The organism is Paenibacillus sp. 1001270B_150601_E10 (assembly GCF_015558675.1).
GTDB lineage: Bacteria > Bacillota > Bacilli > Paenibacillales > Paenibacillaceae > Paenibacillus_B.
The window spans coordinates 118,336-130,421 of sequence record NZ_JADMOL010000008.1 but is presented as its reverse complement, the minus strand read 5'-3'; the positions used below and the strand labels follow the sequence as shown (position 1 = coordinate 130,421).

The following is a 12,086-nucleotide window of genomic DNA, read 5'->3' as shown; positions in this document are numbered from 1 at the left end:
GGTCGTTTTATTATTGACTTTGATGTAACCACAATAGTTACATTAAAAATATTTATTAACATATAATTGAGGAGGAAGTACAGATGAATATTGCGATTATTGGAGCAACAGGCAAAGCAGGAAGCTTGATTATGAAGGAAGCATTGGACCGTGGACATCAAGTTACGGCACTCGTACGCCATGCAGCTAAGGTTACAAATTCTGAAGTGAAGGTTGTCGAGAAGGATGTTCTAACGTTGACCTCAGACGACTTGAAAGTATTTGATGTTGTGGTCAACGCATTTGGAGCCCCAGCAGGACAAGAGGAGCAGCACGTAGAAGTTGGACGCGTACTGATTGAAGCATTACAAGCAGCGCCAAATACAAGATTGATCGTCGTTGGCGGAGCAGGAAGCTTGTTTGTGGATGAAGCAAAGACCCTTCGTGTGATGGATACTCCTGATTTCCCTGATGCGTATAAGGCAACGGCAATGAACCAAGGGAAGAACCTTGCGGATCTTGAAGCAACGAGCGGCATTCAATGGACATTTGTGAGTCCATCTGCATTCTTTGATCCGAATGGCAAGCGAACTGGACAATATCAGCTTGGTAAAGACAATCTGCTCGTTAATGCCAAAGGAGACAGCTATGTCAGCTATGCGGACTACGCCATTGCTGTAGTGGACGAGATTGAAGAGCCTAAGCACCGGAACACTCGCTTTACCGTAAGCTCTGAAGCAGAATAATAGAGGATAAGCAGACGGCGGACATTTTATTGTCCGCTTTTTTGCTGTTCAACGTTATTCTCTAACTCTGCATGGATTTTTTCTTTGATCTGTGCGGTTGTTTTTCTGAAAAACGTAGCAGTCAAGATGAGCAGCGTTAAAGCCATAACAATCATTTCTCCAGCATCCAACGCATTCAGAACAGCAAATTGATTAATCCACGATTGACGTAAGCTAAATCCAGAGAGTAGATCAATCAGCATCGACAGCCCCAAATGAAGCAGATAAACTACCGAGCATATGAGAAATAATTTCACTTGGCGTCCCTCTTTTCAAAATGAATAGGTTTAGTTTTTCAGAGAACAACTCCGAATAATCAGGCGATTGCCAACAAATAATGGGAGTAAAGGAAGGGGGATGTCATATGAATGTATCAGACTCGAATCTTCAGCAATCAAAACAATCAAATTCCAACGAGAATTCATCAGAGCATCTAGATTCCTGGCAGAAGAAGCAGTCCAAGCCAATGCCGATCACATCGAAAGATCTTGATTACAATTTGGAATATGTTCGGAAGCAGCTTGGTCATAGTTCTGATGTCGTATCAAGACAATTTGTTATCCATACGTCTATCCGCATGAGGGCGGCTATTTTATACATAGATGGTCTCGCGAATCAAGATATCGTGCAGGAAGATATCATTCAGCAACTAATGAAGGATCAGCTCCAGACGGAGCAAATGTCTCGCGAGCAGATCTTAAGGTATATAACGGAGCACTATTTGCCAATAGGCGGAGTACAAATGGTTAAGGATTGGAACACACTGATCAGCAATTTACTGCTTGGCCAATCCGTATTGATGCTGCATGGTACGAACCAGATGGTCTCCATGAGTACGATTGGAGGCAACTCTCGATCCGTTGATGAGCCACAGACAGACGTCGTTATTCGAGGCCCGAGAGAAGGGTTTAATGAGATCTTGCGAACCAACACATCAATGATCCGCAGAAGAATTCGCAACCCGAATCTCTGGCAAGAAACTATGCAAATTGGAGAGATCACACAAACAAACGTTGCCATTATGTACATGAAGGGGATCGCGAGGGAAGAAGTGATTAACGAAGTCCGATCTCGTTTGAAAAAGATTAAAATTGATGCTGTCCTAGAGTCAGGTTACATCGAAAAATGCATAGAGGATCAAAACTTAACTCCTTTTCCAACCATCGTGACGACGGAAAGACCAGATTCTGCAGCAGCTAATTTGCTGGAGGGAAAAATCGTAATCCTGGTGGATGGAACACCGTTTGCATTAATTGCTCCCGTAACGTTTAATCAGTTCTTTCAAGTCGTTGAGGATTATTATTCTCGATTCGATATAGCGACTGCGCTGAGGTTTTTAAGGCTAATCATTTTTACAATTTCGATGCTTGGACCTTCCTTATATATTGCTGCTACGACGTTCCATCAAGAGATGATACCAACATGGCTTCTTATTTCATTGCTGACTCAGTTGGAGTCGACTCCATTTTCAGGCTTTACGGAGGCGCTGCTAATGGAAATCATGTTTGAGATATTGCGTGAGGCTGGAGTAAGACTGCCAAAGGCAATCGGTCCAGCGGTATCAATCGTAGGGGCGCTCGTTATCGGACAAGCATCGGTTCAAGCTGGACTAGTCTCACCTGCAATGGTTATCGTCGTATCGGTTACTGCGATTTCAAGCTTTGCTACTCCAAGCTTTAGTCTTGCTATATCTGCACGCTTACTAAGATTTGTGCTTATGATTAGCGCAGCTACGCTTGGATTGTATGGAATTTTAATGACCTTGATTATTGTCTGCGCACATCTCTGCAGTCTTCGGTCTTTCGGAGTGCCGTTTATGTCGCCATTTACATCAACCATACGATCCGACCATGAAGATACATTATTTTTCCTGCCTAGATGGCTAACATATATGAAGCCCAAGTTGTCCAAGTCCAATTCACCGAAGAGCTAGGAGTTATAGCCTATGAAAAAATGGATAATAAGTGCTTTAATGTTCCTATTTACAACACTCTTCATGGCCGGATGCTATGATATTAGGGAGTTGAATCAAACAGGCTTTGTTACGGGGATGGGAATTGACCTTGGGCAAAAAGAAAAATATCGAGTATCGGTGCAGGTCGTGAATCCTAATATCTCTTCAGGCGGGAACAGCAGCGGAGGAGGTGGGGGATTAAGCACCGTTACGTATGCAGCTGAAGGGAATAATATCTTCTATGCATCTCGCAAAATTAGTAAAATGATCTCAAGGCAGCTTCATTACGGCCACGCCGTGCTGCTTGCCATTCATGAGGATCTAGCTAGGGAAGAGGGAATTACGCACATTCTTGACGGGATCGAGCGTGACAGTGAATTTAGGAGTTCCTCTTCTATTGTGCTGACAAAGGGAATAACAGCCGAGCGGTTTCTAAATACGGGAGCCATTCTTGACCGTGTGAGCGCCATAAAAGTGAAGCGGTTGTTGAATAATACGGAGAGACTATTAGGAGAAAATAGTGACGGCAGGCTTTATCAAGTTATTCGAACACTTGCTTCCTCGGGAAGAGAGGCATGGATCAACGGATTCGAAGTGATTGCTACACAAGAGGGACCTCTCTCGCTTGCCAATGGGATAGGGATACTGCGCGAAGGAAAGCTCGTCCATTGGCTGGATGCAAGATCAAGTCGCGGAGTAATGTGGGTGCTCAATAATGTGAAGTCAACCCTTGTGAGCATTGATGCAAACGGAGAAAAAGGCAATTTAGGCATTGAGCCTTATCGATCTAGGGCATCGATCAAAGCCCTTAATGTAGGTGGAAAGCCCGTAATGGATATTAAATTACAGGTGCAGGCCAATATAGGTGAGGTGGAAACTAATATTGATCTGATGGATCCAAATGTTATATTAAAACTTGAAAAGTTAACTCAAGAGGAGATTAAAAAAGAGATTGAAGATTCCATCAAAACGCTCCAAGGCTTAAAGACAGACATCATAGGATTTGGCAATATTGTACATCAATATCAGCCCGAACTGTGGAAAAAAGTAAAAAATGGTTGGTCGGAACGAACGTTTCCTACATTGGAATGCCGGATATCTGTAAATGTTCACATTCAACGTTTAGGACTGCGAATTAACCCCTTAATCAGAAATATTGAACACCGAGAATAATGTTAATGTTTGTGACGTTCTATGTTACAATAATGATGAGTTGAATGATATTTTGCAAAAAAGATTGATTTAGAAAGAAATGCGAAGAAAACATATGAGTTTTAGCGGTAAAATCATTAATAATCACGAAAAATGGACGTGAAAGTCTTATAAAAATCGTTTATCATTATCATTAATGTGCAAAAGACACAACAAAATGAATATTTTGTTTTTCGGAGGAGCCTGGCATTTTCAGGCTCCTTTTTGTCTTTTTTAGATTTTACAAATAAAGGGAGTGGAACGAAAGATGGAATTTATCTTGTATCTGGTTATGATACTATTCTTTACAAAGATTGCGGGTGACCTTTCTGTTCGCCTTGGTCAACCAGCAGTACTGGGGAAGCTGCTCGTTGGGGTAATCTTGGGTCCAGCGGTGCTTGGCTGGATTGATCATTCTAGCTTCATTGAGCAAACAGCCGAAATTGGCGTACTGCTGCTCATGTTTATCGCCGGTTTAGAAACCGATATTGATCAATTGAAGAGTAATTGGAAATCCGCTTTAGCTGTTGCGGTAGGCGGTATTATCCTGCCGTTCATCGGCGGCTACGGCGCGGGTGTAGCATTTGGATTCAGCCATAGTCAGGCATTGTTCTTTGCGGTCTTGTTCTGTGCAACATCGGTTAGTATTTCCGTACAGGTGCTTAAGGAGATGAATAAGCTTTCGTCCCGCGAAGGAACAACGATTCTTGGAGCAGCTGTCATTGATGATGTGCTTGTCGTTATCTTGCTCGCTTTCATTATGAGCATGCTGGGTCAAGGCTCTGATGTATCCTTGGGCTTGCTTATTGGCAAAAAAGTACTGTTCTTTGTCATTACGATTGCTGCGAGCATCTTCCTTGTACCATTTATGATGAAGTGGCTTTCCAAGCTTAAAGTGACGGAAGCTGTGATTACGATGGCACTGGTCATTTGCTTTGGATTTGCGTATTTTGCAGAAATGCTTCAAATGGCAGGCATCATTGGTGCCTTTGCGGCAGGGATTGCGTTATCTCAGACACCGTTTAAGCACGATATTGAACACAAGGTTGAACCCGTTGCTTACTCCATCTTTGTCCCTGTCTTCTTTGTAAGCATTGGTTTGAATGTAAGCTTCGAGGGAATCGGCTCTCAGATTGGACTTCTCATCGTCATTACGATCGTAGCCATCGTGACAAAGCTGCTCGGCGGATTTGCGGGTGCACGCTTGACCGGCTTCAACAGCAAGTCTTCATGGGTCATCGGTTCAGGGATGGTATCGCGTGGTGAAGTAGCTCTGATTATTGCATCTACAGGTCTTCAAGGTGGCCTTTTGATGCCGGAATATTTTACAGCCGTCGTCATCATGGTCATCATAACGACGCTTGCAACGCCGCCGCTCTTGAAAATCCTGTTCAGCGAAAAATCGAATGCTAAAAATGTTCAAGTCGATCAAGCTTCGAACATGTAAGATACACATGATTTTCAGATGAAAAAACACGAGCACAAAGGGCTCGTGTTTTTCTTTTTAACATATCCAATATCGGATCTCCTTTGATATAAAAGGCTCTATCCATTTGCAATTCTCATTACTTCACATGCTTGCGCAGCAATGCAAGCAGCCAAATGATGCCTACACCAAGAATCGCATGCCCTAATCCCGCAATATGAGGAAGGAAGCTAAGATCTTCTCCGTTAACTTGTAGCAGTCCTCTCATTGTCATGGCAGTTAATGTGATCACCATTCCAGCATTATAGATGATGTACCATACATTAAAGGTTTTGGACTGGTGAATCTGAAACAGCTTGTCTAGGATCATGGCCACCAAGAAAAAGAGGAAGCCAAGGACAAGAATGTGGGTATGAAGTGCTTTTAGGAGAGTGTCTCCTGTAAAGTCGTTAAGCTTCGTATACTCGCGATAAAAGATACCGCTAATCAAGCCTAGAATGGCATAAAAAAATGAGGTGTAATACAATCTTTTCAATGTACGTCTCTCCTTTGTCCATCATGGTGCAAATCGGTTTTACGTTTATAGCTGTATCATAGTGGCTGAATATGAACGCAGTATGAACAACCATTTACCTAGACATCATCATAAAAAGGTCAAATTTGATCGAAATCACATGATGCGTTCATCATTAGGTGTAAAGTAAGGCTTGTAAGTACTGCAGAAGCAAAGGAGAGAGCTGGCATGAGTTTTTATAAGGATTTGACGCCATACTATGATGATATATTCCCTGCAAATCAAAAGCAGATTCAATTTATTCAATCTTATATGAAGGAAAGCGACCATTTGCTTGATGTAGGAGCTGGCACCGGTAATGCTGCAGAAGCGCTTGTGGAACGAGGGTTTCATGTGACTGCGATTGAGCCTGAGCCTAGCATGTTTGCTCGTTTAGAGGAAAAGGCAAGTAACCAGGAGCGATTAAGCGCCTTGCCGCTTACGATGCAGCAATGTGATCAGCTTAAGGAAACCTATGATGGCATATACTGCGTAGGCAATACACTCGTCCACTTGGATAATAGGGAAGAAGTACAGGATTGGCTGAAGGAAATGCGCAGATTGCTTCGCGAGGATGGCACGCTGATTATTCAGATTGTAAATATTGAGAAGATTCAAGAGCGAGATGCGTTTCATTTCCCGTCATTGGCAAAAAATAACTTTACATTCGACCGCGCTTATGACCTCACCGGAGATAAGATTCTATTCACGACAACCATCACATCCGGTGATAATAAGTTCTCTAATACAATCCCATTGTTAAAGCTGACGTATCAAGAATTGGAAGCATTGATTCGCGAGGCTGGATTTCAGACATTGGAAGCCTTTTCAAGTTTTGAAAAAGCTCCTTATGATGCAAATGGAGCCGCATTGATCCTTGCTGCCAGATGATTGCGTTTAAACAAGCTTATTGCTCATTATTTTGAGGCTTTAGGCTTGTTTTTTTATGTCATGTGATATTATGACGATTTGTACATAAGGAATCTAGTGTATAGTAATAATGTATATGTAGAGAGACATAGCCTGAGAGACGGGCAGACGAATATAAGGGGAGAAAGTAGCGAATGACTAATAGGAAGACTTAACGTAGAGAGAAAACAAAAAAACAATTGAACCATACATGAGGAGCTTGGAGATGGATATCAACTACTGGGTGCTTGGCATCGTCATTGTTTTGGCGTTATCTTTCGACTTTATTAATGGTTTTCATGACACTGCAAATGCAATTGCAACCTCAATCTCAACACGTGCATTATCACCAAGAGCGGCCATTATCCTGGCGGCAGTTATGAACTTTATTGGTGCGTTGCTCTTCTCAGGCGTTGCTGAAACGATCGGCGGCAGTGTGGCAAACCCGATGGAGCTTGATAATGGGATTCCGATCGTCATTGCTACATTGATAGCTGCAATTCTATGGAACTTGATTACATGGTGGTTTGGAATTCCTTCCTCCTCATCGCATGCGCTTATCGGTGCGCTGGCTGGGGCTGTTTTCATTGGAGCAGGGCCATCCATGGTGAACTGGAGAGGTTTTGTTGGCATTGTACAAGCCTTGATTTTTTCGCCTCTGATCGGCTTTGGCGTCGGCTATGTTATCATGATGATCCTAAAGAGGATCTTTGCGAGGAAGAACCCGCATACTGTGAACAAAGGCTTCCGAACGCTGCAAATCTTTACGGCCGCATTGCAATCCTTCACCCACGGGACGAATGATGCGCAGAAAGCGATGGGGATCATCACATTCGCACTCGTATCTGCCCGCGTTCAAGATAACCTTGAAGTGCCCTTCTGGGTCAAGCTGTCGGCTGCAACCGCCATTGCATTAGGTTCATCCGTCGGCGGGTGGAAAATTATTAAGACGATGGGGACGAAGCTGTTCAAGATTGAGCCGATTAATGGCTTTGCGGCTGACGTTACCGGAGCAAGTGTCATTTTTAGCGCTACGCTGCTTCATCTTCCCGTCAGCACAACACATGTCATTACATCTGCCATTCTAGGTGTTGGATCTGCCAAGCGCTTTTCTTCTGTAAAATGGTCGACCGCCGGACAGATCGTCATTACATGGTTTATTACGATACCGATCACAGCAACACTTGCCGGTTTGATCTTCAAGCTGATGTTTGGCTGGTAGTCCAACCTTAAGGCCTTACCATAAACATGAATAGCGCAAGAGAAAGTCTACAATCTTCGCAAAGGAAGAAGGGTAGGCTTTTTTTGTTCACATAAAAATGACAATCCAAAAAAGGAAACGAGTGTTCGGTGTAGAAAATGGTAAGATGTGCCGTAATCTGTCGAACCTGTAAACAGCACAGTTCCAACTAGCTCTACTATTTGAGTTGCTTGAATCATAAAAATCAGGAATAGACTTGAGATCATTCGAGGAGGATTCATGTGATAGAGATTACAGAAGGCTTTGTAGATGCGCTTGCACCGAATGCGTCAGCGATCAAGAACGCGCAAGGGCTCGTTAAAAAGAGAAGCTTTGTCCAGCTATACCATTCATCGGACGGGACGCTTCTATTTGGCGAATGCTCAGGCAGCGGAAAATCCAATTATGCTTGCTCCGCAGACTTCATGGATGCTGAAAAACCAATTTTGCGGTGCTCATGTCCAAGCAGACAGTTTCCATGCAAGCACTCGCTTGGATTGCTTTACGCCTATGTGGGGGGTCAAACGTTCGCCCAAGCAGACATCCCTGAGGATATATTGGTGAAACGAGAGAAGGCAGAGCAGCGCGAGCAAAAGAAGCAGCAGGCAGCAGATGATGAGGGATCGAAGCAGAAGCCGAAGAAAGTGAACAAATCGGCGTTGAAGAAGAAGATTCAGGCTCAACTGGAAGGCTTGGATGTATTGGAGAAGCTCACCTTGTCTCTTATACGCAGCGGCCTAGGGACAATAGATAAAAGTGTATTAAAGACGATGAAAGAACATGTTAAGCAGCTTGGCAATTACTATTTGTCCGGGGCACAAATCGAACTGCGCCGCCTTATTCTTCTGCTTGAACATGAGGAGCGGGAAAGCGTATATACGCAAGCTGTGGAACAATTGACACAAATTCATGCCTTTATAAAAAAAGGCCGCGCTCACTTGCTGGCAAAGCTAGAAGATCCGGCGTTGGCGCTTGATCATGAGTCCTCGATTGAAGAATGGCTTGGGCATGCTTGGCAGCTCGCCGAATTGAAGGAAGCTGGCTTGGTGAGCGAGCAGGCTGAGCTCATTCAGCTTGCATTTTTGAGCTATGACGATCAAGCAAGACAGGAATATGTAGATCTAGGATTCTGGTTCGATAAAGCTAGCGGCGAGGTGCATCGAACACTCCAATACCGTCCTTATAAAGCAGCCAAATTCATCAAGGAGGATGACAGCTTCTTTGAGGTGGCACAAATGAGTGAGCTGTATCGTTATCCAGGTGACATGAATCGAAGAGTGCGGTGGGAAGCGATGACCTCAAGACCGATTGAAGAACAGGATCTGGATGTTGTACATAAGAATGCCCGTCACTCCTATACGGATGCGGTCAAGCTAGTGAAGAACCAGTTGAAGAACGCTCTAGGCGATCGTCACCCCGTGCTGCTTGTGCATGCACATCAGGTACGCCAGAATGAGGAAGGGCAATTTGTAAGCCTTGATGAGACAGGACAGCAGCTAATGCTGTATGACACAGATGGGTTCAATCGTGGAACGGTTTCTTTATTACCCTATATGCCTGAGCATATGTTGAATGATGTTACGATGCTTGTCATGTTTGAGCATCAGCAAGACAGTGGCCGCCTCACAGCACAGCCGCTCACCATCATCAAAGGCACGGAAATGATCCGGCTCTTGTACTAAGGAGGTATGACGATGAGTACAGCATTGCTGCAAGAATGTTACCAAGAGGTAAGACGTATTTATGTTGCAGGAAGCGACTTGGCGGCTCAGGACTTTCGTCTTAAGCGTTTGCTTCCGCAGTTCGAGAAGCTTGGAGAACGCGTCCCTGTTTTCAAGCGGTTAGGGGAGTGTATAGCTGAAGTCATTGCGCCTGAAACGCAAGAATCACATGCTTCTGCAGAGAAGCTGCAGGATCTAGGTCTGCTGCTTGGTTCTGTGCTGAGAACGTTGGGCACAACTTCAGTGCAAGGAGAGCTCCGAGAGATTGCAAGTCTCCCGCATAAGCTATCAACGAACCTGTCCTATCGCAAACTGGTTGAAGTCGAACGGGCTTTGACGTCAACGGGAAGCGGAAGATACGAAATTGTAAAAGAAGCATTTGAAGCGGGCATGTTTCGGGATTTGCGGCTGCTGCCGTACGCGATTGACGCGCTTGGCGATCCATACAGCGAGATCGCAGATATGGCAGAGAAGAGCATCCTGCCTAGCTATGGACCCGAGATCGTTCCGCATCTATTGGCGTCGTTTGATATGGCAGGAAGCAGAGTACATGCGAGAATGCTGTCTGTTCTCGCTCATGTTGGGGGTATTGAGGTCTCGGACATTCTCCTTCAAGCCGCACATTCCGGCTCCGACGAGGTTAAAGCAGTCGCGATCCGCAATTTAGGCGCGTATGATCAATTCGATGCGGAGTTGTTGAACTTCACCACTGCGAAGAAAAAAATGATTCGAGAAGCTGCTTATGCAGCACTTGCTGTAAGAGGAACCGAAGAAGCGCTTAACCGGATCTATGAAGCTTTTTCTAGCAAAGACATGGAAGCTTCTTTGGGAGCCATTGTAAGCAACGACGATCCAAAACTCACGGAAATGCTAGTAAATGGGTTGAAGGAAGAATTGGGCCAAATTCATGGCGTCAAGGAGGATAAGAAAAAGCGTGATCAGATATGGAGCAGAATCTGGTATTTCTTAAGAGCACTGCAGGACAAACAAAGCCAGGGATTGAGTGATCTATACGGAAGCGTCATTACGAATTACGCGTTCTATCAGTCGTTTGGCTGGCTGGAGTTGTTTGATGCGGCTGCCGTCTATTTAGAACGGCATGTCACGTTGGATGGCGTAAACCAGCTTCATATGCTCGAAAAGCGGAATACTCGCTATCTGCCGTATTCCTTCCGTGCTTCTCACGAACTGCTTGCACCTGCTGAATGGTATGAACGTTACAAGGATATGATCGCTGGCAAGGCAAACGTTCAAGCAAAAAAAGAAGCAGTCAAGATCAAAGAATTACTGCTGGAAACGATAAAGGATATGGTGTATTCACGAGATTATGCGCCTTATAAGCTGTCTGAAAGCAGTGTTTCGAGGGAAATATGGCTATCCTCCATTAACATCTTGTCAGCTGACGTACTTGCTGCCAATTGGGATGAGCGCTGGCTGGATCTGTTTGTGAGGCAGCGGGCAATGGATCTGGTATGCGCGTTTGCACGTCCTGATCATCTTGAAGCGAAGAAGCTGCTGCTGGAAACAGCCCAGAACCCTCCAACGTATAACAGCTGCTTTGCAGGTAAGATGCTGCAAGGATTGATCCGCGCTGGCGTTGAAGAGGAACGCCGTGGAGAAATTGCACTGATATTAGTAGAGACCACTCACTGTGATATCTACGACAAGCTTGTGCTTGATCATCTGAAGGAGCTTTCTCCGATATATCGGGACCGTTTGACTGCAGTATTGCCGAAGTACAGCAGCTACTCAAGCGCGTTGCTCCTGCAAGAGATTATTGATCTGTTGGAGTCTAGAAGTGTTGAAGAAAGCAAAGTGTAATCTGCAATTATCGCTCTTTTGTAAGGCCTAAAGAAGCTCGGCAATAATCTTTATTTCTTAGCATTTATAGAGTGTCTACTTTTATATAGGGGAGTTGAATTTGTGTCTACATTAGAACAACAGTCCAATGAAGTCATGCGCTTGCCGGCAGAACAGCTGTATGCAGAAGAGCTGGCCGCGCTTCGTGAAGCGGATAAAGGAAAAGCACCAGCAGGCTGGCAAATGTCGCCGCAGGCAGTACTTACGTTTATAACAGGTGGAATGGCAGGCAGTACAACGATTACACCGAAGTATATCGGCAACAAGCGTATAGTTGAAATGGCTATTGCCACATTAGTAACGGATCGAGCCCTTCTTCTAATCGGAGAGCCGGGTACAGCGAAGTCTTGGTTGTCTGAGAATCTGTCTGCAGCCATCTACGGCCATTCCGGACTTGTCGTGCAAGGAACAGCAGGGACGACAGAGGAGCAGATTCGATATTCTTGGAACTATGCCATGCTGCTTGCG

The 12,086-nt window shown here is 44.7% G+C and carries 11 protein-coding genes; 9 read left to right on the top strand and 2 right to left on the bottom strand.

Annotated elements, in window-relative coordinates:
- The first annotated feature begins 83 nt into the window (after nt 1–83).
- On the top strand, nt 84–725 hold the full coding sequence (locus tag I2H74_RS18095; RefSeq protein ID WP_195575638.1) for an NAD(P)-dependent oxidoreductase: 642 nt from the start codon (nt 84–86) through the stop codon (nt 723–725).
- A 26-nt stretch (nt 726–751) separates the two neighbouring features.
- On the opposite strand, the gene I2H74_RS18090 is transcribed toward I2H74_RS18095, so the two are convergent.
- Nucleotides 752–967, bottom strand: a complete 216-nt coding sequence (locus I2H74_RS18090; protein WP_195575637.1) for a hypothetical protein — start codon at nt 965–967, stop codon at nt 752–754.
- 161 nt (nt 968–1,128) lie between these two features.
- Between I2H74_RS18090 and I2H74_RS18085 the strand changes: the two genes are divergently transcribed.
- The 3 genes from I2H74_RS18085 (at nt 1,129) to I2H74_RS18075 (ending at nt 5,356) form a co-directional block, all read left to right on the top strand.
- A complete protein-coding gene (locus I2H74_RS18085) occupies nt 1,129–2,697 on the top strand; it encodes a spore germination protein (RefSeq protein ID WP_195575636.1) in 1,569 nt (522 codons plus the stop codon).
- Between the two features lie 12 nt (nt 2,698–2,709).
- Nucleotides 2,710–3,891, top strand: a complete 1,182-nt coding sequence (locus tag I2H74_RS18080) for a Ger(x)C family spore germination protein (RefSeq protein ID WP_195575635.1) — start codon at nt 2,710–2,712, stop codon at nt 3,889–3,891.
- Between the two features lie 286 nt (nt 3,892–4,177).
- Nucleotides 4,178–5,356 (top strand): cation:proton antiporter, encoded by a 1,179-nt coding sequence (locus tag I2H74_RS18075; RefSeq protein ID WP_195575634.1) that lies wholly within the window; start codon nt 4,178–4,180, stop codon nt 5,354–5,356.
- Nucleotides 5,357–5,474: 118 nt separating this feature from the next.
- On the opposite strand, the gene I2H74_RS18070 is transcribed toward I2H74_RS18075, so the two are convergent.
- The gene (locus I2H74_RS18070) at nt 5,475–5,870 is read right to left on the bottom strand and encodes a DUF2871 domain-containing protein (protein ID WP_195575633.1); all 396 of its coding nucleotides are present in this window, start codon (nt 5,868–5,870) and stop codon (nt 5,475–5,477) included.
- A gap of 207 nt (nt 5,871–6,077) precedes the next feature.
- On the opposite strand from I2H74_RS18070, the gene I2H74_RS18065 reads away from it, so the two are divergent.
- The 5 genes from I2H74_RS18065 to I2H74_RS24790 form a co-directional block, all read left to right on the top strand.
- Nucleotides 6,078–6,779, top strand: coding sequence for a class I SAM-dependent methyltransferase (locus tag I2H74_RS18065; protein ID WP_195575632.1), 702 nt, complete (start codon nt 6,078–6,080; stop codon nt 6,777–6,779).
- A 244-nt stretch (nt 6,780–7,023) separates the two neighbouring features.
- Nucleotides 7,024–8,019: an inorganic phosphate transporter gene (locus I2H74_RS18060; RefSeq protein ID WP_195575631.1), complete on the top strand. Its 996-nt coding sequence runs from the start codon at nt 7,024–7,026 to the stop codon at nt 8,017–8,019.
- 260 nt (nt 8,020–8,279) lie between these two features.
- Nucleotides 8,280–9,719, top strand: coding sequence for an SWIM zinc finger family protein (locus I2H74_RS18055; RefSeq protein ID WP_195575630.1), 1,440 nt, complete (start codon nt 8,280–8,282; stop codon nt 9,717–9,719).
- 12 nt (nt 9,720–9,731) lie between these two features.
- Nucleotides 9,732–11,579: a HEAT repeat domain-containing protein gene (locus tag I2H74_RS18050; RefSeq protein WP_195575629.1), complete on the top strand. Its 1,848-nt coding sequence runs from the start codon at nt 9,732–9,734 to the stop codon at nt 11,577–11,579.
- A gap of 135 nt (nt 11,580–11,714) precedes the next feature.
- A partial coding sequence (locus tag I2H74_RS24790; protein ID WP_229106824.1) for an AAA family ATPase occupies nt 11,715–12,086 on the top strand: 372 nt, incomplete at its 3' end.